This window comes from Streptomyces sp. NBC_00094 (genome assembly GCF_026343125.1).
Classification (GTDB): domain Bacteria; phylum Actinomycetota; class Actinomycetes; order Streptomycetales; family Streptomycetaceae; genus Streptomyces.
This window is the reverse complement of sequence record NZ_JAPEMB010000001.1, coordinates 7,589,007-7,615,073: the sequence shown is the minus strand read 5'-3', so window position 1 is coordinate 7,615,073 and position 26,067 is coordinate 7,589,007. Positions and strand designations below refer to the sequence as shown.

Here is a 26,067-nt window from a genome sequence, read left to right as displayed (position 1 = left end):
TCGACTCGGTCAGATGCCGCGTACCTCCAGGGTGAAGCGGTTGGCCAGGGCCTGGAAATACGACGTGGCGTGATACTTCTTGCCGGTGGTCGAGTCCACGAAGATGTACTTGCTCTCGTCCAGCGGGCCGGTCGCGGAGCCGTCGGTGGAGACCGCTGCCGCGAAGTCGACCGTTCCGTCGGCGTTGCCGCCGAGCGCGGGGCCGTCGGTGGTGCAGGCGCCGGCGGTCGGGTCGGACTTGCCGCAGAGGATGTAGTTGTTCACCGTGCGGCGGACGGTGTCCTGGGCCGTCGTCATCGCCAGGCTGTTCGGGATGGTCGCGACCTGGACGTCGATCTTGCGTGAGACGCCGTTGTCATCGATGTACCGCTGCCGGATCTGCTGGGCCAGGGCGACGAGCCGCTGTTGGACGTCCGTGGTCGTGGCGTTGTTCAGGATGTCCGAGGCACCGGTCGAGATGAGCACCGCGCGCACGTTGGAGTTGGTCAGGACGGCGCGGTCGATCGGGTTGCCGGCGCTCGGCGGGCTGAGCCTGTTGGCGCTTCCCGAGAGGGCCGGAAGGTAGTTGTTGTACAGGTTCCAGCTGTTCCGGCCGAGGTTGAGCACCCCGTACGGCGTGGGGTTCTCGATGGGGTCGGCCGCGTACTGCGCGGCCACGTTGTCGAAGATGAGGGCTGACAGGTGGTGCGCGTTGTCGCCGACCACGGTGTCGCTGTTGATCGTCTGGTCGCCGTAGAGCGCGAAGGCGCCGGTGTTGCCTTCGGTGGGTGTGACGTCGACGGCCGTCAGGTACGGGATGAACGGCATGGTCACGGGGAAGGCGTCGGCCGCCGTGTCGGCCGTGTGGTCGCCGGTTCCCGCGGCGGAGGCCCAGATCTTCGCCTGCGCGTTGTTGTGGACCGGGATGTTCGGCACGGCACCCTGAAGCTGGAGGCTCACCAGCAGGGTGCTCTGCTGTACTGCGGTCAGCTCCACCGGGTCGCTCGTGGCCTCGCCGCCGACCGGGATGGTCAGGGAGGCCGAGCCGCCGAACGTCACCGGCAGCGGGAGTGCGCCGGCCGCCGGACTGCCGGCGGCCGCCTGCGGGGCGACGGACACGTGCGGGAAGGTCACCGGAGTGGTGCCGTACGCGTTCGACAGCCGGATGCGGACCTTGCCGCCCTCGCTGTTGCCGACGGTGATCCGGGCGGGCACCCGGATGGTCTGGTCGGTCCAGGTGCCAGCGTTGCCGTCCTGTCGGGCGGCCCAGGTGCCGTTCCAGTTCTGGCCGTCACCCGTGCCCGGGACGTACGAGGCGGTCCGGATGCCGACGCCCATGATGTGCAGGGCCCTGGTACCCGAGGTCAGCTTGTCGGTAACGACGGGAAGCCGGATGGCGCTGATCGGCTTGCCCGGGCACGGCAGCGCGACCGAGACCGCGAAGAGCTGCGGCTTGTACGCGTCGGTGGCGCCGCCCCGCAGGTTCCGCGTTGCGAAGCCGGCCGTCTTGGCCGCGGGATCGCCCTGGGTCCAGTCGGGCATGCTGTCGATCGTGTACGTGTGGGTGGTCGAGGCTCCGCAGCTGCTGGTGCCGTCCGGGTCGAGCGGGTACGTGATGGACCCGGTGGCCCCCTCGACCGCGCCCGCGGTGGAGAATCCGAGGAACACGATCGCGTTGCCGCTGTTCGCCGGTCCAGTGGTGTCGACGGTGACCGTCTGCCCGCTCGCCAGGATGTTGTCCGCCTTGCCGACTCCGTATCCGGGGAGCGACATCGGTGCGCCGTTGACGGTGATCGCCGCTCCGGGCGTCCAGCCCGCGGCTGCGAGTTCGCCGGCGGAGAAGCTCACTCCGCCTCCGTCCGCGTCGGCCGCGTCGTGGTTGTTGTCCGGGCTGACGGCGATGTTGTTGCGGCACTTGCTCAGGTCCGTGAGCGTGCAGGTGGGGCTCATCAGGGAGAAGCGCAGCGTGTCGAGGCCGGCCTGGTGCCCGCCCGAGGACGCGTTCTTCCCGATGATCTTCAGGGTGAGCGTGTGCACACCCGCGGCCAGCTCGATCGGCTGGTCGTTCGCGCGCTTCGCCGTGCCGAGGTCCCGGTACGTGGTGAGGACACGTGAGCTGTAGCCGTCGACGTCACCGGCGAGGAGCGCCTCCGTGCCGGTGCCCTGGTCGAGGGTGAGGCTGTAGCGGCCGTAGTCGTACGAAGTGGTCAGATTGGCGCCGAAGTTCCAGTAGCCGGTCTGCGGCAGGACGAAACGGAAGACGGCCTTGTCGCCCACGGCGACCGGTCCCGAGAGCATCGCCTGTGTCCCGTTGCCCCACGCGATGCCGCAGCAGCCGTTCTGGACCGTGACGGAGGCCCCGTTGGCCGTGGTCCAGGTACTGGGCCCGGCGGCGATGCCGTCCTTCGCGTAGCCGTTGGCGAGTTGGCTGCCGTAGACGTACTCCGCGCGTGTCAGGCCGGCGTAGAACAAGTGGTCGCCTTGTTGGGCGGAGGTGAGGCCCGCCTTGTCGACCGCCTTGGCGTTCAGGTGGTGCGGTCCGACGAGGCCGGGGGCGAACCGGACGGCCGCGAGGGTGTTGGCGGCCGCGACCCAGTACTGCTTGCCACGGACGATGGGCTGTCCGGCCACCCACGTGGGCGGCTGCGACTGCTGGCTCCACGTGGTGGCGCCGAGGTCACCGTCGAGGACGAAGACGTATCCGGCGACGTTGTCGACGTCGTACGTGGTGAGGTTGAAGGTGCCCTGATCGCTGTAGGCGGCTCCGTAGTTCCAGCCGGGGAACTCCAGGGAGGTGATCGTCGGCTTCGGCGGCGCGGTGGCGTCGACGGTGAAGACCTGCCAGGGCGACCAGCCGGACCACATGCCTCCCTGCTCGCTGCGGATCACGCCGCGCCAGGCGTACGTGCCGTCGGCGAGGCCGCGGAACGTGTACGAGCCACCGGTCGCGGTGTAGGCGCTGTACAGCGCGTTGGCGACGGCCGACGTGTTCTGTCCGTTGGACCAGTTCCAGATCTCGTACGCACTCGCGACGCGCTCGCCCGAGACGTTCCCGCCGGTGGCCTTCATCGTCACGTCACGGGAGTTGACGTACGTGCCGCCGAAGGCCGTGACCTGCGGGGTCGTCACGTACGTGGTGTCCATGTAGGGCGCGAGGTAGTAGGTCACCGTCCAGTCGGTCTGGGTCGGGTCGATCTTCTTCCACTGGAGGTTGTTGCTCTCGCTCTGGGCCTTCACCTCGAAGGTGCGGCGGCCACCGGCCGCGGCCGTCCTCGCCGCGGACGTGACGTCGAAGTGCACCTGCCCGTCACCGCAGCTGTCGTTGCCGATGCAGGAGGGGACCGTGGTGACGTAGGTCGAGTTGCCCCCGGACGGCTTGTTGCCCCAGTGGAGATCGGCGGGGACGGCCTCGTCGAGATAGATCTCGGTGGGCTCGGGGGCGGAGTTCGCGGCCTTGAAGAACCACGGGCGGAAGGTGGCGGACGTCACGTTGGCGCCACGGATGCCGTCGGCGTTCATCATGAAGTACGAGCGCGCCGTCGAGCCGCAGTAGTCGCCGCAGCCCGACCAGTTGCCGAGGTAGCCGACGCGGGCCTCGCTGCCGGTCGTGGCCTTCCAGCCCATGCTGTTGATGGAGGCCCAGGAGACCAGCGACGGACTGCCCGTCCAGTTCGGGTCGATGTACAGCGGGTACACGGTGTCCGGACTGGTGAGCAGCGCCTTGTCCGGGGCGAGGGAGATGCGGTCGTCGCGCACGGTCATGGCGATGCGGCTGTGGTGCGCGTTCCGGCCGGGGCCGTGGACGCTGGAGCGGCCGGACGCGCGGGCCTCGTCGGACGTGATGGCCTCGCCGGACGGGGCCAGGAGGCTGCCGGCGACGGCCGACCCGGTCGTACGGGTCGGCGCGGAGGTGACCGGGCCGAGGGGCGTCTCGCCCGCTGAGTCCCAGACGAGGGGCGGGTCGGCGCGGAAGACCGTGCGTCCCGCCTGGTCCTTGGCGATGACGTCGCCGCTGCCGTTCTCGCTGAGGGTCACGCCCTCGGTGTCCGTGGCGAGCCGCAGGTCCGCGAGGGCTGGGTCGGCCGCGGCCTCCGCGGTCTTGACGACCAGGACGTGGCCGAAGCCTACGGCGCTGGCGGTGACGGCGAGATCGACGTCCGGGAGTACGGACGGGTAGGTCGCGGTGTTGCCGTCGACGACCGGCGTGGGCAGCGCGGTGGGCCAGTCGAGGGAGACGCTCTTGCCGTCCCTGGTCATGGTCGCCAGCGGGCCGCTGCCGCCGCCGGAGAAGGACACGTCGGTCACGACCGCCGCGGGCGCGAGGCGCCCGTCGGACCGTCGGGCCAGTGTGGTGTCGATGGGGACCCAGGTCTTGTTCTTGCGGGCACGGACCGGCACCGCGTTCTGGGTCAGCGTGAACGAGCCGTCCGGGTTGGCGACGGTCCGGGTGTTCTCGGTCGTCAACGCGTCGACCGTCACGGGCTTTTCGGCCCCCCGTGCCCGCGCGGTCGCGGCCGTGCGCGCGGCGTACTCGGCCCGGTCGATCCGGTCCGCCCGGCCCACGCCGCTCGGCGCGGCCTGCGCCGCGTCGGGCCTGGGCCCCACGGCCGCGGCCTCGGCGGGTACGACGGTTCCTGCGAACACCCCTGCCGCGACGGCGAGGGCGGTGGCGCCCGAGACCGGTCGCAGCAGGCTGGTCCCCCACGACCGACGGTCGCGGGCATGTCTGAAGAAGGCCATGTGGCCGATGTCCCATCCCCTGTTGGGGCGCGCCGACTTCGTTGCGCGCCCGGTGGGATGCATTCTGCGGCCCAGCGGCCGAAAACCATGCCTGGTTCCAACCGCCGTGTCGTGTCCCGGACTTGGAGCTGTGTCGATATAGGGCAGCTTGTCCGAGCAAACGATGAAGGCAGTGATCAAATCGTGATGTACGTCATTGATCACGACTGACAGGATGTCGGCCGCACGTAAGTGCCTCGAACAGCTTCATGGAAGAAGGTCGTCGTGGGGGAAGACGCGTTCCGTCGTCTGCACCGAAGAAAGAAGGGGGTGTTGGCCGCGGGAACCGCGCTGCTGGCCGGCGCCCTGGCGATATCGGGGGTCACCGCCGCCCAGTGGCCGGGGGGCGATCAGCAGCGGGCGCCCGAGGTGCCCCGCACCGAACAGCTCGTCGCCGGCACGTCCGCCCCAGGGCGGGCCAAGGAGCCTGCCTCCTACCGCAAGTTCGATCCGGCCATGGCCGCGGCGCTGCCGGTGGCCGGCACGGAGACCGTCGAACTGCCCGCCGATTCGCGGAAGTCGTCGGCGGCGGGCACGCGCACGAAGACCTCCATGGTCCGCGCGGGCCGGCTCCCGGTCCTGCTGGGGCACACGGCGGGCGGCTCCGCCTCGGCCGCACCCACACGGGTCCGGGTGACGACCGCGCGGCCGGACGCGGCCGAGGCCGCCGGCGTCCGCGGCCTGCTCTTCTCCCTCCAGGCGGAGGGAAGTTCACCGGGCGGGACCACCGCGGTCAGTGTGGATCCCACGTCCTTCCGTTCGGCGTTCGGCGGTGACTACGCCTCCCGCCTGCGTCTCGTGGAGCTGCCGGCCTGCGCGATGACCACGCCGGAGGTGCCCCGGTGCCGGGTGGCCAGGCCCGTGGCCACCACCGCGGGGACGGCGCTCACCGCCGAGGTGCGGCTGTCCCCCGCGCGAAAGGCGGGATCCGCCGCCTCCGGAACCGGAACGACCGTGCTCGCCGCGACCTCCACGGTCGAGGGCGCCGCGGGCAGTTACGGGGCCACGTCGCTCTCACCGGCCGGCACCTGGACCGCGGGCTCCAACACCGGCGGCTTCACGTACGCGTACCCGATCAACGTGCCGGTCGCCACCGGGGGCCCCACCCCGAGCGTGTCCCTGACGTACGACTCCTCCCTGCAGGACGGACGGACCGCGGGCACCAACAACCAGTCCTCGTGGCTGGGCGACGGCTGGACGTCCTCGGAGTCGTACATCGAGCGCAGCTACCGCCCCTGCGCGGACGACCCCTCCTCGGGCGCCCCCGCCGGCTCCGGTGACCTCTGCTGGGGCGGCCAGGTGCTCACTCTGGCCCTGAACGGCAAGTCCACCGAGATCGTCCACGACGGCACGACGTTCCGCGCCGCCGCCGACCAGGCGACGACGAAGATCGAGCGGCTCTTCCACTCCGGCGGTTCCGGCAACGGCACCCGCAACGGCGAGTACTTCCGTGTCACCGAGGACGGCATCGAGTACTACTTCGGTCTCAGCCGGCTCCCCGGGTACACCGCGGGCAAGGAGGAGACGCAGTCGGCCTGGACGCTGCCGGTGCACCGCACCCCGGAGGCCGCCTGCCAGGGCGCCACGTTCGCCGCCACCTCGTGCCTCCTCGGCTGGCGCTGGAACCTGGACTACGTGGTCGACCAGCACGGCAACGCCACGGCGTACTACTACCAGCCCGAGATCAACCACTACACCGCGGCGGGCGCGACGACCGGCACCGCCTACGTACGTGGCGGGTACCTGCGGCGCATCGACTACGGCATGACCTCCGCCACGGTGTACGCGGGCACCGCTCCCCAGCAGATCGTCTTCGAGGTCGCCGAGCGCTGCATCCCCGGTTCACCGGCCGGTGCCACCTGCGAGATGTCGGAGTTCTCGTCGACCCGCGCCTCCTGGTGGCCGGACGTCCCGATCGACCTCGACTGCGCCGCCGGTGCCGTCTGCCCGTACACCGGCCCCTCGTTCTGGTCCCGCAAGCGCCTCGTCTCCCTGACCACCCAGGTACAGGTGAACGGCACCCCCAGGCCCGTCGACACGTACGCCTTCACGCACACCTTCCCGGACGGCGGCGACCACGCCCCGACGCTGTGGCTGCAGAGCATCCAGCGCACCGGCATGGACACGAGCGCGGAGTACCCGGTGCCGGTGAAGCTGCCGCCGACGGACTTCGGCAAGCCCGCCCAGCTGGCCAACCGCGTGGGTACGGTGACCAACCAGCCCGCGATGTTCCACGACCGGATCCAGAGCATCCTCACCGAGTCCGGCGCGCAGATCACCGTCACGTACAACCCGCGCGAGTGCACCCCGGCCAACGTTCCGGCGGACCCGGCGACCAACACCAAGGCCTGCTTCCCGGTCATCTGGCAGCCGCCGGGCTACTCGTCGAAGCAGAAGGACTGGTTCCACAAGTACACGGTGGCGAGCGTCCGCACGGACGACCTCCACACCGACAACCAGGACGGCACCTACCCGAGCCTGCTGACCTCCTACCGTTACCTGGGCGGCGCCGCCTGGCACCACGACGACAGCGACTTCACCCCCGCCGACACCCGCACCTACAGCCAGTTCCGGGGCTACGCGGCAGTGGAGACCCGCACCGGCGACACAGCCGTCTCCCACACCAGGAACGGCACGCAGGTCAACGACCGGCTGACCAAGGCGAAGACCGTGTACTTCCGCGGCATGTCGCGGAACACGAAGGACGGCACGGGCGGCTCCACGGTCACCCTGACCTCCGAGGACACCCGGTTCGGTCACGAGGACCGCAACGAGCTCTCGGGCATGCCCTTCGAGGAGATCACCTACGACGGCGACAGTGACACGGTGAGCTCCAGCCGCGTCAGCCTCCCGACGCTGATCGGCCCCACCGCGAGCCGCTCCCGCACGGGGCTGCGCCCGCTGGTCGCGACCATGGTGCGCACCGCCCGGGTACACGAGCGCGAGGCCGTCTCGTACGGCTGGCGCGACACCGAGACCGCCTCGTTCTACAACACGACACTGGGTCAGCCCACGACCGGTGTCCTGGTGCGGGAGCTGGACCGCGGCGAGCCTTCGGCCGCCGGCAACGTCCCCGTCTGCACCTGGCACCGCTACGCGGTGAACCCGGCGAAGGCCATGGCCCTGAAGGCCGAGACCATCGCCACCGCGCAGGACTGCAACGGCCCGGACGACGCCCTCGGCGGCACGCTCGTGTCGCACGCCCGCACGTCCTACGACGGCCACGCGTTCACCCGCGAGGGTCTGGCCGGTGGCGTCGAACCCACGAAGGGGGACGTGACCTCGCGGGAGACCGGCTCCGCCGCCTCCGGGCCGCAGGCCACGACCTTCGTGACGGTCAGCCGCCACACGTACGACGGGTACGGCCGGTTCAGCACCGAGATCCGCACTCCTGACTCGAAGGCCCCGGACGGCAGCAGCCTGGCCCGCACGGTCAGCAAGACGTACACCCCGGCAACCGGGCCGGCGACCAGCGTCCAGACCAAGGTGCAGGTCACGGGCGGCACCGCACCGACCTACCACGTGTCGACCGACACCCTCTCGCCCACCCGGGGTCTGGCGACGGAGAAGACCGACATCGCCAACACCCGCACCACGCTGAGGTACGACGGTCTCGGCCGTCTCTCCGCCGTATGGCTGCCCACCCAGTCCAAGGCGGCCGGCCAGCCCGCGACGATGACCTACGACTACCGGCTCAGCCAGACCGACCCGACCGCGGTCATCTCCCGGAACCTCCTGGAGGACGGCTCCTACGTCCCCTCGGTCGCGCTGTACGACGCGATGCTGCGCGTCCGCCAGGTACAGACCCCGGGTGACAACGGATCCAAGATCGTCTCCGACAGCCAGTACGACTCGCACGGCTGGACCGTGCGGACCAACAACCGCTACAGCACCGCCGGATTCCCCGAGCCGGCCGTGGTCAAGGTGGCCCAGGCGAGCGTGCCCAGCAGCACGGTCACGGACCACGACGGCGTCGGCCGAGCCACCGCCACCCACGAGGAGGACCACGGCACGACCCCGCCCGGCATGAGCGCGATGATCGCCCACACCGGGGACACCACCGTCACGGTGCCGCGCGCCGGCGGCGTGACGACCCGGACCGTCACCGACGCCCGCGGGCGCCGGACCGAACTCGGCCAGTACACGACCCCGCCCACCGTCACCGGCGGCCCCACCAGCGGCTACCGGGCCGACGGCGGCACCCTGGCCAGGACCATGTTCGGCTACACCGCGACGGGTGCCCAGGCCACGGTGACCGGACCCGACGGCAGCGTCTGGTCCTCCGCCTACGACCTGCTGGGCCGCAGGACGACACAGAGCGACCCCGACGCGGGCACCACCACGTCCACCTACGACGACGCGGGCAACCTCGTCGTCGCCAAGGACAGCCGGAACGTCGAACTGGCCTACACCTACGACCTCGCCGGCCGGAAGCTGACCGCCGTCGACAAGAGCAACAACAACTTCAAGTTCGCCACCTGGAAGTGGGACAGCGTCCGGCCGGGCAAGCTGACCTACTCCGCGCGGAGCGTGCCGGGGGTCAGCGGATCGTACGTGGTCCAGACGACCGGCTTCACGGCGCTGGGCAAGCCCACCGGAACGAAGATCTCGCTCCCCACGAGCGAGGCTCCGCTTCCGGCGAGCTACACCACGAGCTACTCGTACTCCCCCGCCACCGAGCGGCTGCTGACCCAGCGGTCACCCGGAGTCGGCGGCCTGCTCGCCGAGGACGTCGTGTACGGCCACACCGATCTCGACAAGGTCGAGAGCCTCGCGGGACCGGGCGTCGTCGCCTCGGCGACCTTCACCGACGACGGCCTGCCGGCCCAGTACACCTACGGCTCCTCCGACAACCCGGCCTGGTCGACGTACCGCTACGACGGCCAGACCCGGCGACTGCTGCAGGCGACCGCCTCCCGCAGCCAGACCCCCCGGCTCGTCGACGACCTCACGTACACGTACGACGCCGTCGGCAACCCGACCTCGGTCGCCGACCAGCGGTCGGAGAGCGGCACAACCCTCACCGAGACCCAGTGCTACCGGTACGACGTCCTCAACCGGCTCGCCGAGGCCTGGACCGCGGCGAACACCTGCCAGACCGCCGGATCCGCGCCCGTCGCGGCCGAGGTGTCCGGCGGGGCGGCGGCGTACTGGCAGTCCTTCCGCTACGACACGCTGGGCAACCGCACCTCGTCGGTCGAGCACGCCACCGGCGGACAGGGAGGTGACACCACCACCACGTACACCAACGGCTGCACCGGCACCGCACAGCAGTGCCCGAACGGCCGCCAGCCGCACACCCTCACCTCGGTCGCCACGACGGGCCCGGCGGGCAGCACGTCCACGGCCTTCACGTACGACGCCGTCGGCACGATGAGCAAGCGCACTCCCTCCTCGGGCACCGCGCAGACCCTCACGTGGAACTCCGAGAGCCGGCTCGACCTGATCGCTCACGGCACCACCGACACACGGTTCGTGTACGACGCCGACGGCAGCCAGCTGATCCGCCGCGATCCGGGCAGGACCACGCTCTTCGCCGGGGACACACAGATCGTCGTGAACACCTCCGTCACTCCCAAGGTGATCGCGGGCGCGGTCCGGGACTACCGCCTCAACGGCAAGACGGTCGCCACGGCGTCCACCCTGCCGGGCGGCGGCGTCCACTACGTGCTGTCCGACCAGCAGGGCACGGTGAACCTCGCCCTGGACAGCACCACCCAGAAGGTGACGCGCTCGCTGTACAAGCCCTACGGCGAGAGCCGCGGCACGGCCACCGGCTGGCCGGACCCCTCGCGCGGGTTCCTCGGCGCCCCGGTCGAGAACGCGGCCGCCGGCTACACCGACGTCGGCGCCCGCAAGTACGACCCGGCACTCGGCCGCTTCATCAGCCTGGACCCGGTCTTCGCCCCGTCCGATCCCCAGCAGCTCGGCGGATACAACTACGCGGGCAGTAATCCGGTGACGCGCAGTGACCCGTCCGGTCTGATGGCGTATGACGACTTCACCGGTGTCGCGGACGGCAACAAGCAGAACTTCCAGGAGAAGGTCGTCAAGACGACCGAGGAGATTCTCAGCAAGACCTGGGACTACTGCACCACGTGTGAACCGGCGGACATCGACTGGGCCCAGTACCTGTCCAAGGCGCCCTCCATACCGGGCACGACGAACGTCTACCACCGGCTGGTCAGCCATGACGACTACACGGACCTCTCGGTCTCGTACAGCTACGTGGGTAAGGCCAACGGCGATCAGGAGCGCGAGATCGGCATCACGGAAGGAGCCGAAACCGAGTTGATGGAGTCGTACGAGAAGTCGATCACGGGCGGCGGCGGCGTCGATCTCGGCGGCGAAGGCAGCTTCGCCCGCCTGGCGTCGGTGTCCCTCGGCGTGAACGTGAGCGGCGAGATCTCCGTGACCAACGGCAAGGAGAAAACCACCACCACGAACAAGGAGATCTCGAACGGCATCAAGCTGGCCCCGAAGGCGGGGGAGAGCTACGGCCTCTCCCCGTCGGGCCGGATGCTGGTCTTCGAGACGATCGCCATGGGGAGCAACGCGGTACCGACCAAGACCAGGTGGGCGGTCTTCGAGATCTCCGCGTGGGACGGCGTCATCAACTACCCGAAGCCGCCGACGAGGCGCATCGCCGGCCCCGGCGTCAGGTAGCGACAGGCGTCCCCGAGCACCCACCACACTCCGGCGGGCCCCGACCACTGGTCGGGGCCCGCCCCTTTTCGGACCGGGCCTGTCGAAGGCGTGCGTGTCACTCCGGAGCGTTCCGGATGCCCTGTTCGACACTCCTCCCACTACCTTGCCGACGAATCCTCACTTCACGAGGCACGATTCACGACGGGAAGGCACAGCATGGCGAGGAACGGCTTATGCCGCGTGTTCACCAGACTGGCGCTCGTGGCCGTCGTCTGGGCGTTGCTCGTCGGGACGACCGGCTCGGTCGCCCTCGCCGGACCCGGGCCCCTTCCGAGTCCGCGCGATGACCGGTCCGGGGTCTCCCGGTACTTCGGTGGCCCCCAGGGGTTCGCCATCTCGACCGAGCCCTGTGATCCGGCCGGTCCCTCGCCCACCGACGCCGTCATGGCCGACCAGCTCAACCCGCAGCTGAACGCGAAGATGGCGGGGTACCTGAACGCGTACAAGATGTCCTGCGCCCGGATGGTCACGCAGGCGGTGAAGAACCGGGGGCTCAACCCGAGGGCCGCCGCGATCGCCATCGCCACGATCATCGTGGAGAGCAGCATGAACAACTACTCCCAGGCCGTCGACTACACCAGCATCGGGCTGTTCCAGCAGCAGGACTGGTGGGGCACCCGGGAGCAACGTCTGGACCCGGCCTACGCCACCAACGCCTTCCTCGACGCGATGGAGCAGCAGTATCCGGGCGGCTCGTGGAACAACGAGGCGATCGGTGAGGTGTGTTGGCACGTCCAGCGGCCGAGGGAGGACCTGCGCGGTCTGTACGCGATCGAGGCGGACGACGCGACGCTCATGGCCAACGCGCTGTGGTCCGGGGTGAGCGGCGGCCCCAAGCACCCGTACGCCTCGGGCCGGGTGGTGTCCGGCCAGTCCTCGGACGGTCGGCTCGAGGCCTTCGCCGCCGGCGCCGACGGCGTGTACCACGCGTGGCAGACCGCGGTGAACGGCGACTGGTCGCCGTGGCGGTTCGAGGGCGGCCCACGCAACGCGCAGCTCGCGGTGGCGGCCAACGCCGACGGCCGCCTGGAGCTCTTCGCGCTGTCGGACAGTACGTTCGACCACATGTGGCAGACCACGCCGAACGCCGGGTGGTCCGGCTGGAGCAACTTCGGCACCGGTGGGTACCGGCTGGCGGCGGGCAACAACGCCGACGGCCGTATCGAGGTGTTCGCCTCCAACGCCAACGGCGTCTTCCACCGCTGGCAGACCGCACCCAGCGGCAGTTGGGCGAACTGGGAGGGCGTGGGCGGCGGCCCGGCCAACTCGCGGCTCGCCATGGAGACCGCGGCCGACGGGCGACTCGAAGTGTTCGCGCTCTCCGACTCGACGTTCGGGCATCTCTACCAGACCGGCGTCAACGGCGGTTGGTCCGCCTGGGAGAACTTCGGCGGCGGCGGACACGCCGTCACGACCAGCTACAACCAGGACGGCAGGCTTGAGGTGTTCGCCTCCAACGCCAACGGCGTCTTCCACCGCTGGCAGACCAGCCCGACCTCGTGGTCGGACTGGACGGGTACCGGCGGGATCCCCAACGCCGAGCTGGCCACCTCGCGTTCGGTCGACGGCCGGGTGGAGGTGTTCGCGATCAACGGCGACACCGCGAGCCACACCTGGCAGACCGGCCCGAACGCCTCGTACGCACCGTGGGAGACCTTCGGCGGCGGCGGCACCGCGATCGGCGCGAGCAACAACGCCGACGGCCGCATCGAGGTCTTCGGTACGAGCCACGCCGGCGTCTACCACCGCTGGCAGACCGGGTTCACCACCTGGTCGTCGTGGGCCTGGCTGAACGGTTCCGGACCCGCGATCAACTAGGGGGTGTCCTGGCGATCACGAGGGGAGCCGGGCGGCCGGCCGTCGGCGCTTCCGCGTCACAGTCGGCCGGCCGCCTGGTCCGCCTTCTCCGGGGTGGGCCTGGTGACCGGCCGGCCGCCTTCCTGCTGCGGACAGTTGCACCTGACCGCACCCGTCGATCAAAGCCTGGAAGTACTCGTTCCTGAGCGGCTCGTCGAGGTGCCGCGATACCTCCGTCGCGACGCGCTGCCTGTCGATCCAGTCCAGCCCCCGGCTCTCGATCTCCCGGTCGAGGATCTCCCTGCCGGCACGTGCCACGCCGCCCTGTACTGTGCGGGTCCGCACTTGCAAGACTTGCGTGAAAGCAGGTTTGCCGAGGAGACGGGGTGGGCGCATAGAGCGCATCGGTGGATTGTTGACGGGCTGCGGGCCCTCGGTGTGGGAAGCGCTCAGGACTGCCGGGTGGAGCGCAGGACGACGGATCGACACCGAGACCTGGACACAACGACTCGTGGCGGCCGGGTTCGAGTTCAACGAGGTGGCGACAGCGGTCTGGGCAGAGTTCGGCGGACTGACGATCAAAAGTTCTCCGGCTCGTGTCCCTTCCTCGTCGCTGCACCTGGATCCCGTTGACGCCTGTATCGACGCGTCTATGGAGGCTCAGAGGCTGAGGCGCCGATACGGGGAGAACTACAGCCCTCTGGGCATGTGGTCAATCCAGTACAGGTCATACGTGGCGGCGAGCGGGCGTGTCATCGCCGTGGGAGCGGGCTTCCTGTGGCAGCTGGGCCCCAGCTTCGCAGAGGCACTGACCTACGTGGTGGATGGCGATGGCGGTCCCGCTCGTACCGAGCGGGCAGCCTGGCTGTGATCGTCAGGAGGTGGGTGACGAAGGGCCCAGGATGACGATCGGCGCATTGGCCTCCTCGCGGGCGCGGGCCGTGGCGGCCTCGACCTCCTCGCGGGTGACTTCCTTGTAGAGGCGCTCCCCGTGCGCGTCGGTGATGTCGATGACGATCTTGGTCCACTCCTCGGCGGGCTCCTCCGGTACGTGCCCCAGGTGGTACTCGGCGTCCTTGAGCAGCTCCTCCGTGACCCGTACACCGGTCATCCGCTCCGCGAGGGCGAGGACCGCCGCCTTGGTGTCGGTGCTCAGCCCCTCGCCGTCTCCGTCCTCGCTCTCGCCCCCGGCCCCGTTCTCGGGCAGGGCGAAGCCGACCTCTCGCATCAGGGGGACCAGGTCGTCCGGGGTGCTGCCGTCCCTGGCCGTGGGCCATTCGAACGTGGTCCGGTGCTCGCCGGCCTCGTACCAGTGGAACAAGTCGATGGGCGCGCCCCCGTTACTGGAGTGCGTCACGGCCCGCCCGCCCGCCGACAGGGCCTCCAGGAAGCGCGCTCGCATCCCCACGCCGCCGTCGAAGTGCAGGACGAGCGTCCAGTCGCCGTCCGTGCCCGGCACGGTGAAAGCGCCCGCGATGAAGGAGTCGTCCCAGTAGTCCGTCGCATCACGCTGGTTCAGATGCGCTTCGATCAGCGCGTCCACCCCCGCGCACGTGCCCTGCGGCTCCGCCCCCATCGCCTGCAGGACGTCGCCGGGAGCGACGTCCCGCACCAGGGTCAGGCCGTATCCGCCCTCTATCGCGTCGCGGAACAGGGCAGAGGAACGTATCCAGGCATAGTCGTCCGCAGTCACCAAAGTCATGCGTCCCAGTCTGCCCGCCGCCTCTGACACCCCGGCCTCGCGCCTGCCGCTCACCGGTCGATCGAGAAGGGACGGTAAGGGAAAAGGAAAGCGGCAACAAGCCTCTTCTTCGAACTCACGTGGTTTAGCTTGAGTTTACTTTCACTGAACTCACTAAAATTCCCTCAGGACGTCATGCCGGCGTCACATCCCTTGACACGGAGAAGGCGCCGAGGCCTTCTTATGGGGACTCACGTCAGCCGAGCGGCGCCGACGAGTCCGCGCCGCACAACGGCAACCCCCCGCACACCGCATGGCCCGGATTCAGATCCTGACGTCATCTTGACAACGTTGTCTCGATATCCGGGCGAGCCCCCACGAGATTCAAGGAGAGGCATGAACATTCCACGGAGCCGTTGGCTCACGACCTTCGGCGCTGCCCTCGCCGGTGTCGCCGGCCTGCTGCTGCCCGTCTTCGGCCCTGCCGGTGATGCCGAGGCGGCCGCGACGGGCATCCACGTCGCCAACGGCCGCGTGTACGAGGCCAACGGGAACGAGTTCGTGATGCGTGGCGTCAACCATGCTCACGCCTGGTACCCGGACCGGACGAGCTCGATCGCCGACATCGCCGCCAAGGGCGCCAACACCGTCCGGGTCGTCCTCGGCAGCGGCGACCGGTGGACCCGTACCGGCACGGCCGAGGTCGCGTCGCTGATCGGGCAGTGCAAGGCGAGCAAGGTGATCTGCGTGCTCGAGGTGCACGACACGACGGGTTACGGCGAGGACGGGGCCGCGACCTCCCTCGACAAGGCGGCGGACTACTGGATCGGCGTCAAGAGCGCGCTGGAGGGCCAGGAGGACTACGTCGTCGTGAACATCGGCAACGAGCCCTTCGGAAACAGCAACTACAGCGCATGGACGGACGCCACGAAGAACGCCATCCGCAAGCTCCGCGCCGCCGGCCTCGACCACGCCCTGATGGTGGACGCCCCCAACTGGGGTCAGGACTGGTCGAACACCATGCGGAACAACGCCGCTTCGGTCTTCGCCTCCGACCCCGACCGCAACACGATCTTCTCCATCCACATGTACGGCGTCTACGACACCGCAGCCGAGGTGCAGGACTACCTGAACCACTTCGTCGGCAACGGCCTTCCCCTCGTCGTCGGGGAGTTCGGCGACGCCCACAGCGACGGCAACCCCGACGAGAACGCGATCATGGCGACCGCCCAGGCCCTGCGGCTGGGCTACCTCGGCTGGTCCTGGAGCGGCAACGGAAGCGGCGTCGAGTACCTCGACATGGTGAACGGGTTCAACGCCGACTCCCTGACCGGTTGGGGCAACCGGTTCCTCAACGGCGCGAACGGCATCTCCACCACGTCCAAGGCCGCCACCGTCTTCGGCAATGGAGGCGGTGACAACGGAGGTGACGACGGCGGAGAGACGGGCGGCGGCACCGCGCCGAACGGGTACCCGTACTGCGTCAACGGCACCGCGTCCGACCCCGACGGCGACGGATGGGGCTGGGAGAGCAACCGCTCCTGCGTCGTCCGCGGCAGCGCGGCGGACACCGGCTCCACCGGCGGCACCGCGCCGAACGGGTACCCGTACTGCGTCAACGGCACCGCGTCCGACCCCGACGGCGACGGATGGGGCTGGGAGAGCAACCGCTCCTGCGTCGTCCGCGGCAGCTCCGCCGACCACTGACCTTCTCGGACACTCCCCCGCACCCGCGGGACGACGAGTCGCCCTTCCGGCCGATGCGGGCGGAAGGGCGACTCGTGCACGGTCAGGACGAGCGGGTGCTCCGCCGCTCGCCCTCCGCCCTCCGCCCTCCGCCCTCCGCCCTCCGCCCTCCGCCCCAACCCTTGCCTCACCTATCGAATCTCGATAGATTCCCATCGCCACTCGATGGAAGGATGGGCCATGGGAAGACTGACAGTGGGCGCGCTGCGCGCCGTGCTCGTAGTGGTGCTCGCCGGCACTGTGGGCGTACAGGCATTGATGGTGTGGGCGCTGGCCACCGACCCGGAGGACGGGTCGCTCCCGCTGACCCCGCTGCGCGTGCTCACGATCCTGGGCCTGGTATCGGTCCAGGTCGCCCTGGTCTGCATTTGGCGGCTGGTGGCGATGGTGCGACGCGGAACCGTGTTCTCCCACGCCGCCTTCCGGTACGTCGACGTCGTGATCGGCGCGATCGTGGCGGCTGCCCTCGTGTGGTTCGCGGTCACGGCCATCAACGCGCCGGGCCAGCGGGAGGACCCGGGCGTCACCGTCATCATGGGCGGGGTCGGCGTGGCCATCCTGGGGGTCGCTCTCATTGTGCTCGTGCTGCGGATGCTGCTCGCCCAGGCCGTCGCGCGTAACGTCGAAGCGGCCCGTATGCAGGCCGAGTTGGACGAGGTGATCTGATGCCGATCGCCGTCGACATCGACGTGATGCTGGCCAGGCGCAAGATGTCCGTGGGCGAGCTCGCGGACCGCGTGGGGATCACTCCCGCCAACCTGGCGGTACTCAAGAACGGCCGCGCCAAGGCGGTGCGCTTCGCGACGCTCGCCGCGCTCTGCGAGGTGCTCAAGTGCCAGCCCGGCGACCTGCTGCGCTGGGAGGCCGAGGAGGCCACGGTGGCCGAGGCGACCGAGGTGGCCTCGGACGGATGACGTGCCGGGGCGGGCGCCCCCCGCTCCCGCCGGGAGCCGATTCGCCCGCTCCCGCAGCACGGCGGTTAACCGGCTAACTCCAGGAACGGCGGGAGGCAGGACCCCCTCGGTGCGCTGCCGGTCGAGCGGTAAAGTCAGGGCATCGACAGCGGACCGGCAAGGAACAGGGGTGGCGCGTGAAGCGGCCTACCATGGCGGACATCGCACGCCGCGCGGGCGTGTCCAAGGTGGCGGTCTCGTACGCGCTCAACGGCCAGCCCGGCGTGTCGGAGGCCACCCGCGCCTCGATCAAGAGCATCGCGGAGGAGCTGGGCTGGCGCCCGAACAGTGCCGCCCGGGCCCTCACCGGCGGGCGGGCACAGGCCGTGGGGCTCACCGTGCGGCGCCCGGCCCGGACGCTCGGAGTCGAGCCGTTCTTCATGGAGTTCATCAGCGGCGTGGAAGGCGTGCTGTCCGAGCGGTCGTACGGTCTGATGCTCCAGATGGTCGCGGACCAGGACAGCGAGATCGAGCTGTGCCGGCGCTGGTGGGGCGAGCGTCGGATCGACGGGGTGTTCCTGATGGACCTCCAGGCCGAGGACCGCCGCGTCCCCACCGTCGAGGCCATGGGCCTGCCCGCCGTGGCCATCGGCCCGCCCTCCGCGTCCGGCACCCTCCCCGCGATCTGGTCGGACGACGGCGAGAGCGTGCACGAGATCGTGCGCTACCTGGCGATGCTCGGGCACCGGAACATCGCGCGCGTCGCGGGCCCCGCCGGGCTGGCCCACACCGAAGTCCGCGACACCGCGCTGCGTACCGCCTGCCGGGAGGCGGGCATTCCCGAAGCCACCGTGACGTACACCGACTACACCGGCGGTGAGGGGGCGAGCGCCGCCCGCACCCTGCTGATCGGCCCGAACCGGCCGACCGCCATGATCTTCGACAACGACATCATGGCGGTGGCCGCGCTCTCCGTGGCCCAGGAGCTGAATCTCTCCATCCCCGCCGACCTGTCGATCGTGGCCTGGGACGAGTCGCCGCTGACGCAGGTGGTCCGCCCCATGCTGTCCGCCGTCACCCGGGACATCCCGGCCTACGGCGCCCGGGCCGCCACCGCGCTCCTCGCCCTCATCGACGGCGAGGACGTCGACGACATCCGCGAGGGGTACGCGCGGTTCGTCCCTCGGGGCAGCACCTGCCCACCGCCCTCGAAGCCGACCTCCCCCTGACGCGGCCCCACGCGAGCGGGGACGGCCGGGCCGTCCCCTCGTACGACCCGGCCCCGCGAAGTGGCGCCCGCCGCTACTTGGTTGCTCCCTGTGAGAAGCCGTTGTAGATCCAGCGCTGCAGCAGCAGGAAGATGATCAGCGTCGGCAGGATGACGAGGATCGCGCCGGCCGAGATGGCCTCCCAATGCGCCCCGAAGGGGCCCTTGAAGCGGAACAGCGCGGTGGAGATCGTCCCGAGGTCCTCGGAGTGCATGTAGAGGAAGGGGATGTAGAAGTCGTTGTACGTGGTGATCCCCTTGATGATGACGACGGTGGCGATCGCCGGCTTGAGCAGCGGAAAGATGATCTTCCGGTAGATCGTGAAGGCGTTGGCGCCGTCGAGCCGGGCCGCCTCGTCCAGCGAGGTGGGAATGCCCCTGATGAACTGCAGGAAGATGTACACGGAGACGATGTCCGTGCCCATGTAGAGCAGGATCGGGGCCCAGCGGGTGTCGACCAGGCCGAAGCCGCTGATGACCTGGAACGTGGCGACCTGCGTGGTGACGGCGGGGACGAGGGTGGCGATCAGGAAGAGCGCCATGACGAGCTTCTTGGCCCTGAAGTCGAAACGGTCGACCGCGTAGGCCGTCATCGAGCCGATGACGACGGTGCCGCCGATGGAGAAGAACAGGATGAACGCGGTGTTCCCGAAGGCCATGAGCATGTTGCCATCGGTGAACGCCGTGACGTAGTTGTCGAAGTTCAGCCAGTTCCCCGGCAGCGAGAGCGCACCGCCGTCTCCGACTTCCTCCGACGTCTTGAGGGAGGTGAGGAAGACGACGGTCAGCGGCAGCAGGACGACCGCGGTGGCGGCGAGCAGCGACAAGTAGGTCAGCACGGCCCCGACGGGAAGACGACGCCGGCGCCGGGGCGCGCGGGCGGGGGCCGGGGTGGCGGTGAGGTCGGGGGTCATACGAGGTCCACCTTGTCGTCGGGCACGAGCCGGCGCTGGATCCAGGTGATCAGCAGGATGATCAGGAGCAGCACCACGGCCGCGGCCGAGGCCAGGCCGGTCTTGTTGAACTGGAAGGCGAGTTTGATCGTCTGGATGACGAAGGTCTGGGTGCCGGTCGCGCCGCCGGTCATGATGTAGGGGATCTCGAAGACGGACAGGGAGCCGGAGATCGCCAGGATGACGCTGAGGCTGATGACGGGCTTGATGCTCGGGGCGATGATGTGGCGGAACTGTTTCCACTTCCCCGCGCCGTCCAGCTCGGCGGCCTCGTAGAGCTCTCCGGGGATGGACTGGATGGCGCCGAGGAAGAGGACGAAGTTGAGTCCGGTGAAGCGCCAGACCGAGACTCCCGCGAGCGAGATGTTGGCGGAGGTGGGATCGCCGAGCCAAGGGTGGTCGGTGCTCACGCCGAGCCAGGACAGCACCGAATCGAGGGTGCCGCCGTCCTGGAAGAAGTAGAGGAAGACGAAGCCGATCGCGACGCCGTTGATGAGGTAGGGGAAGAAGAGGATCCCCTTGAAGAAGTTGCGGAACCTGAGGTCGAAGCTGAGGATCACGGCGAAGTACAGCGCGACGGCGATCTGGACCACGGAGGCGGCCAGGTAGTACCCGCTGACGAAGAACACCCGGAAGAGCTCGGGGCGGGTGAAGATCTGCACGTAGTTGTCGAAGCCGACGTTCTCCCGGTCCGGGCTCACCCCGTCCCAGTCCGTGAAGCTGTACGAGATCATGCTCGCCACGGGGACATAGGTGAACGTGATCAGCAGCGCCAGCGGTGCCGCGAGGAAGAGCCAGGGTGTGATCCGGCGCAGCGGCGAATGCCGCCAGGAACGGGGTGGTCCGCCGGCGGGAGCACGGCGCCGGCCCGCCGGGCGGTCCCCTCCGTGTGCCCTGCCCTTCTTGGTGGATCGCCCTGTCATGGCGGCGCCCCCGGGAGTGGTGTCGATTGTCTCGGTCATGTCGGCCTTTCGTGTCCGCGACTGCGGGAGGTCCAGGGGCCCCGACCGGTGTCGTCCGGCCGGGGCCCGCTCCGCCGGTCCGTCAGGAGCCGGCGGTCTTCGCCGCCTCGTCCCACCTCTTGTTCAGGTCGGCGAAGAAGTCCTCGGCGCTGCCCTTCGCCGCGCCCCGCGCGGTGTCGACCAACTTCTGCCGGTAGTCCTGCTTGTTCAGGCCGATCTCGGCCGCTTCGTCGATGTCGTTGACCGTGGCGGTCTTCGCCTCGGAGCGGTCGACGAACGTGACATCGTTGTCAACGAAGTCCTTGAGGGTCGCGGGCATCGGGGCGGCCTTCACCGTGGAGACGACACCCTCCTTCTCCGAGTAGCCGGACTTCTCGGTGAACCAGTCCACCCAGGCGCGCGCCGCGGGCTTGTTCTCGGAGTAGATGCTGACGGCCTGCTGGTAGTCGGAGGTCACGGTCGAGCAGAACGTGCCGTTCTTCTGGACCGGGAAGGGCATGAAGCCGATGTCCTCCGCCTTGAGACCCGCGCTCGTCGCCGCGCCCTGCATCTGCGTGATCGACCAGGAGCCCAGCATCATCGCGCCGATCCTGCCCTCGGCGAGCAGCGCCTTGGAGGACTCCCAGTTCGTGGTGGTGGGGTCCTTCTCCGAGAGTCCCTGCTCGGCGATGTCGTAGAGCAGGGTGTCGATCGTGTGGAGCTCCCCGCCCTCCTTCCACGGCGAGACCGGGCCGGCCAGCTTGTTGCTCGCCTGCGCGTCACACGTGACGGCGCCGAGGTTGGCGCTCCACTGGGTGAGCGGCCAGCCGTCCTTGAAGTTCGTGTAGTACGGGGTGGCGCCCGTCTTCTCCTTGATCGCCTTCAGGCCGGCGAGGAACTCCTGCGGGGTCTTCGGCCACGCGGTGATCCCGGCCTTCTTCCACACGGCCTTGTTGTAGACGAAGCCGTTGGCGGTGCCGAACTGGGCGATGCCGTAGGACTTGCCCTCCACCTCGGTCTTGTCGGCGAAACGGTACTTCGACGCCAGCTCCGTGGAGGTACCGAGGGGCGCGAAGAACTTCGGATAGTCGTTCTTGGCGACGGCTCCCGGGATGCCCAGCACGTCACCGTAGGCCTTCGCGTTGAGCCGTATCCTCACCTCCCCCTCGTAGTCGGTGATGCCGTCGAAGCTCACCTTGACCTTCGGGTAGATCTTGTTGAACTCGGCTGCGTACTGCTTCATGACCCCGTTCTGGACGAGGTCGGTCCGGTGAGTGAGGACCTTGATCTCGCCCGAGACCTCCTTCGGGTCGGACGGGGCAGCAGCCGTCTCGCCCGTGACGGCACTCCCTCCCCCGCTACATCCGGCCACGGTCAGCATCGTGGCCGTCAGCAGCGTGCCCGCGAGCGCCATCGACTTCTTCCCCATTGCCCAACTCCTTCTGAGATACGACTCAGGTCTTACCGGTGGGATGTCGGCACTATGCCAGCCAGACGTGAACCGGTAAAGTGCTGATTTCCCGCGTGATGCTCAATCGTTACCGTGACCTCTCGAAAGTTACCGAACGAGGCACGTCACGCCCCTTTTTCGACGACTGTCCGTAAAAGATCCGCAGCTTCATCGGTTCATGGACAGCCATGCGACGGCGCGGCTACCTTGTCGCCCCGTACACGCACCCGCCCACTGCCAGGCGATTGGAGCCGCACACCATGAAGGACGTCACCCAGCTGCACGAGGGCTGGAACCTGCGCCACGAGGACGGACTACTTCCGGCCACCGTCCCCGGCTGCGTCCACACCGATCTGCTGGCGTCCGGCGCGATAGCCGACCCGTTCATCGGTCACCACGAGGCCGAGATCGCCTGGGTGGGCCGACAGGCGTGGTCCTACGTCACGGAGCCGGTCCACGACAGCGCGCACGAGCGCACCGAGCTGGTCTTCGAGGGCCTGGACACGGCCGCCGAGGTGTTCCTCGACGGCGCTTCCCTCGGTGCGACGCGCAACATGCACCGCGTCCATCGCTTCGACGTCACGGGCCGCACGGGCCCGCTGGAGGTCCGGTTCTCCTCGGCGTACGAGGAGGCCGAGCGGGTCCGCGCGCTCACCGGTGACCGGCCCAACGTCTACCCCGAGCCCTTCCAGTACATCCGCAAGATGGCCTGCTCCTTCGGCTGGGACTGGGGTCCCACCGTCGTGACCGCCGGCATGTGGCGCCCGGTACGCCTGGAGCACTGGTCGACGGCCCGGCTCTCCGAGGTCCGCCCCCTGGTCACGGTCGACGGCACCACCGGCAGGGTCGAGCTGCGGGTCCGGGTCGCGCGCACGGAAAGCGGCGCGGTCCTCCCGCTGAGCCTCCGCGCCACCGTCTCCCACGCGGGCTCCGCCACCAACGTCGAGACCTCCGGCGAGACCCCCTTCGAGACCGTCTCCAACACCCCCTTCGAGACCGTCTCCGACACCGCCTTCGAGGCCGCCTTCGATGGCGACGAGGCCGTGGTGGTCCTGGAGGTGCCCGAGGCCCGGCTGTGGTGGCCGCGCGGCTACGGACAACAGCCCCTGTACGAGCTCGACGTGACCCTGCTCGACGAGGACGGCGCCCCGCTCGACACCTGGTCGCGGCGGATCGGCTTCCGTACCGTCGAGGTCGACCGCTCCACCGACGAGCACGGCACCGGCTTCACCTTCGTCGTCAACGGCGTCCGGATCTTCGCGCGCGGCGTCAACTGGATCCCCGACGACGTCCTGCCCTCCCGGGTCACCCCCGACCGCTACCGGACCCGGCTCACCCAGGCCGCCGAGGCCAACATCGACCTGGTCCGCATCTGGGGTGGCGGCATCTACGAGGACGACGCCTTCTACGACGTCTGCGACGAGCTCGGCCTCATGGTCTGGCAGGACTTCCTCTTCGCCTGCGCTGCCTACCCGGAGGAACAGCCATTGCGCGGCGAAGTGGAGGCAGAGGCCCGTGACAACGTTGTCCGCCTGATGCCGCACCCCAGCCTGGTCCTCTGGAACGGCAACAACGAGAACCTCTGGGGCTTCCGCGACTGGGAGTGGGAGACACCCCTCGCCGGTGATTCCTGGGGCGAGGGGTACTACCTCGGGATCCTGCCCCGGATCGTCGCCGAACTGGACCCGACCCGCCCGTACACCGCGGGCAGCCCCTGGTCCGGGTCCTGGGACCACCACCCCAACGACCCCCGCCACGGCACCCACCACTCGTGGGAGGTCTGGAACCGCCAGGACTACGCCGAGTACCGGGCGAACGTGCCCCGGTTCTGCGCGGAGTTCGGCTGGCAGGCCCCGCCCGCCCTCGCCACGCTGCGCCGCGCCCTGCCCGACGAGGTACTCGCCCCCGACTCCCCCGGCATGCTGCACCACCAGAAGGCCGAGGACGGCAACGGCAAACTGAACCGCGGCATCGACCACCACTTCGGCCTGCCGGAGAACGACTTCGACCGCTGGCACTACCTGGCCCAGGTCGTCCAGGCCCGGGCCGTGGCCGCGGGCATCGAGCACTGGCGGGCCAACTGGCCCGTCTGCGCCGGCACGGTCGTGTGGCAGCTGAACGACTGCTGGCCGGTGAGCTCCTGGGCCGCCATCGACGGCGACGGCCGCCTCAAGCCGCTCTACCACGAGCTGCGCCGCGTCTACGCCGACCGGGTCCTCAGTCTCGTACCCGACGGGGAAGGACCGGTGCTCGCCCTCGACAACCAGTCCGGCACCCCCTGGCGTACGACGGTGACCCTGCGCCGCGTCCACGCCGACGGGACCGTCCTGCGAGAGGCGACGTTCGCGCTCGAAGCCGCGGCACGCACGGTGGTCCGGCTGGTGGTTCCGGCCGCCCTGCTGCCCGAGGCGGAATCGGCCGAGGAGTTCCTCGTCGCCGACGCCGACGACCTGCGCGCGGTGCACTTCCCCGTCCTCGACAGGGAGTTCGCCTACCCGTCCCCGCAGTACGACGTCCGCGTCGAAACCGGCGCGGGGAGCGGGACGGTGGACGTGGTCGTCACGGCCCGGACGCTGGTGCGGGACCTGCTCCTGCAGCCCGACCGGCTCGGCGCAGAGGCGAGCGCGGACCGGGGCCTGCTCACCCTGCTTCCCGGGGAGGAGGCGCGGATCGCCGTCACGGGCCTGGCCGACATCGACGTGTCCGACGTACGGAACGCCCTGTTCAGCGTGGGACCGGCGTGAGCGTCCCGGCCCCCCGCGTCACCATCAACGACGTCGCCGCGCGCGCCGGCGTCTCCAAGGGTGCCGTCTCCATGGCGTTCAACAACCGCCCGGGTGTCTCCCGGGCGACCCGGGAGCGCATCTTCGAGATCGCCCGGGAACTCGGCTGGGCCCCCAACCAGACCGCTCGCAACCTGTCCGGCCGCCGGGCGGGCATCGTGGGGCTGGCGATCTGCCGACCGGCCCGCCTGCTCGGACTCGAGCCCTTCTACATGGAGTTCATCTCGGGCATCGAGGACGTCCTGGCCGAGCGCTCCTGTTCCCTGCTGCTGCGGCTCGTCCGCGACCTGGCGGAGGAGACCGCGGTCTACGAGGAGTGGTGGCGCGGCCGGACCATCGGCGGGGCGATCCTGGTGGACTTCCACCGGGACGATCCGCGGATCGCCCCGCTGAGGGCCCTCGGGATGCCCGCCGTCGCCGTCGGACATCCCACGCTGACCGGCGGGTTCCCCTCGGTGTGGACCGACGACGCCTCGGCGGCGGCGGAGGCCGTACGGTACCTGGCCGCGCTCGGTCATCGGCGCATCGCCCGCGTGGGCGGCCCCGCCGGGCTCGGGCACAGCGCCATCCGCGCGGCGGCCTTCGAGGCCACCACGGTCGAACTCGGCCTCGGGGGAAGCCGTCAGGTGTCCACCGGCTTCGTCGGCGAGGAGGGAGCCCGGGCGACCCGGAGCCTGTTGCTGGGCCCGGACCGCCCGACGGCGATCGTGTACGACAACGACATCATGGCCGTCGCGGGGGCCGCCGTGGCCTCCGAGATGGGGCTCGTCGTACCGGACGACGTGTCGCTCCTCGCCTGGGACGACTCGCAGTTGTGCCGGCTGACGCACCCTCCGCTGTCGGCCATGAGCCACGATGTGCACCAGTTCGGCGCGGAGGTCGCGCGTGCCCTGTTCGGCGTGATCGAGGGCACGCACAAGGGGGCGCTCCAGGTCCCGACGCCCTCCCTGACCCCTCGGGGGTCCACGGGCCCGCCGCCCCGGGCGTAGGGCTCAGGGACCTGGAACCGGGGACCACGACGAGAGGCTGTACTTCCCTGGGGAGGTACAGCCTCTCGTCGTGGAACAGAACCGGTTAAGGCCAGATGTGG

Annotated in this window: 14 protein-coding genes; 9 read left to right on the top strand and 5 right to left on the bottom strand. The window is 69.7% G+C overall.

Annotated elements, in window-relative coordinates:
• Positions 1–9: 9 nt before the first annotated feature.
• Positions 10–4,719, bottom strand: a complete 4,710-nt coding sequence (locus OG580_RS33590) for a hypothetical protein (protein ID WP_267047427.1) — start codon at positions 4,717–4,719, stop codon at positions 10–12.
• A 312-nt stretch (positions 4,720–5,031) separates the two neighbouring features.
• Here OG580_RS33590 and OG580_RS33585 point away from each other — a divergent pair, with 312 nt between their 5' ends.
• The 3 genes from OG580_RS33585 (at position 5,032) to OG580_RS36285 (ending at position 14,134) form a co-directional block, all read left to right on the top strand.
• The gene (locus OG580_RS33585) at positions 5,032–11,424 is read left to right on the top strand and encodes an RHS repeat domain-containing protein (RefSeq protein WP_267047426.1); all 6,393 of its coding nucleotides are present in this window, start codon (positions 5,032–5,034) and stop codon (positions 11,422–11,424) included.
• Positions 11,425–11,622: 198 nt separating this feature from the next.
• Positions 11,623–13,284 (top strand): peptidase M23, encoded by a 1,662-nt coding sequence (locus OG580_RS33580; RefSeq protein WP_267047425.1) that lies wholly within the window; start codon positions 11,623–11,625, stop codon positions 13,282–13,284.
• Positions 13,285–13,594: 310 nt separating this feature from the next.
• Complete coding sequence (locus OG580_RS36285) at positions 13,595–14,134, top strand: SUKH-3 domain-containing protein (protein ID WP_354006209.1); 540 nt, start codon at positions 13,595–13,597, stop codon at positions 14,132–14,134.
• Between the two features lie 3 nt (positions 14,135–14,137).
• Here the strand turns inward: OG580_RS36285 and OG580_RS33575 are convergent, their stop codons facing one another.
• Positions 14,138–14,965: a DUF6461 domain-containing protein gene (locus OG580_RS33575; protein ID WP_267047424.1), complete on the bottom strand. Its 828-nt coding sequence runs from the start codon at positions 14,963–14,965 to the stop codon at positions 14,138–14,140.
• Positions 14,966–15,340: 375 nt separating this feature from the next.
• On the opposite strand from OG580_RS33575, the gene OG580_RS33570 reads away from it, so the two are divergent.
• The 4 genes from OG580_RS33570 to OG580_RS33555 all read left to right on the top strand — a co-directional run bounded on the left by OG580_RS33570 (position 15,341) and on the right by OG580_RS33555 (position 18,812).
• Positions 15,341–16,651, top strand: coding sequence for a cellulase family glycosylhydrolase (locus tag OG580_RS33570; RefSeq protein WP_267047423.1), 1,311 nt, complete (start codon positions 15,341–15,343; stop codon positions 16,649–16,651).
• Positions 16,652–16,870: 219 nt separating this feature from the next.
• Complete coding sequence (locus OG580_RS33565) at positions 16,871–17,356, top strand: DUF2975 domain-containing protein (RefSeq protein ID WP_267047422.1); 486 nt, start codon at positions 16,871–16,873, stop codon at positions 17,354–17,356.
• Positions 17,356–17,604, top strand: coding sequence for a helix-turn-helix transcriptional regulator (locus tag OG580_RS33560; RefSeq protein WP_267047421.1), 249 nt, complete (start codon positions 17,356–17,358; stop codon positions 17,602–17,604). The genes OG580_RS33565 and OG580_RS33560 overlap by 1 nt, the downstream gene beginning before the upstream one ends.
• 191 nt (positions 17,605–17,795) lie before the next feature.
• Entirely contained in the window at positions 17,796–18,812 is a 1,017-nt protein-coding gene (locus tag OG580_RS33555) for a LacI family DNA-binding transcriptional regulator (RefSeq protein WP_267047420.1), read from the top strand.
• 73 nt (positions 18,813–18,885) lie between these two features.
• Here the strand turns inward: OG580_RS33555 and OG580_RS33550 are convergent, their stop codons facing one another.
• From OG580_RS33550 to OG580_RS33540, 3 genes are all read right to left on the bottom strand, one after another.
• The gene (locus OG580_RS33550) at positions 18,886–19,764 is read right to left on the bottom strand and encodes a carbohydrate ABC transporter permease (RefSeq protein ID WP_267047419.1); all 879 of its coding nucleotides are present in this window, start codon (positions 19,762–19,764) and stop codon (positions 18,886–18,888) included.
• Positions 19,761–20,726 (bottom strand): carbohydrate ABC transporter permease, encoded by a 966-nt coding sequence (locus OG580_RS33545; RefSeq protein WP_267048215.1) that lies wholly within the window; start codon positions 20,724–20,726, stop codon positions 19,761–19,763. The genes OG580_RS33550 and OG580_RS33545 overlap by 4 nt, the downstream gene beginning before the upstream one ends.
• A 121-nt stretch (positions 20,727–20,847) precedes the next feature.
• Complete coding sequence (locus tag OG580_RS33540) at positions 20,848–22,173, bottom strand: ABC transporter substrate-binding protein (RefSeq protein ID WP_267047418.1); 1,326 nt, start codon at positions 22,171–22,173, stop codon at positions 20,848–20,850.
• A 281-nt stretch (positions 22,174–22,454) separates the two neighbouring features.
• Here OG580_RS33540 and OG580_RS33535 point away from each other — a divergent pair, with 281 nt between their 5' ends.
• On the top strand, positions 22,455–24,938 hold the full coding sequence (locus OG580_RS33535; protein WP_267047417.1) for a glycoside hydrolase family 2 protein: 2,484 nt from the start codon (positions 22,455–22,457) through the stop codon (positions 24,936–24,938).
• Entirely contained in the window at positions 24,935–25,966 is a 1,032-nt protein-coding gene (locus OG580_RS33530) for a LacI family DNA-binding transcriptional regulator (protein WP_267047416.1), read from the top strand. Before OG580_RS33535 ends, OG580_RS33530 begins: the two co-directional genes overlap by 4 nt.
• Positions 25,967–26,067 lie beyond the last annotated feature (101 nt).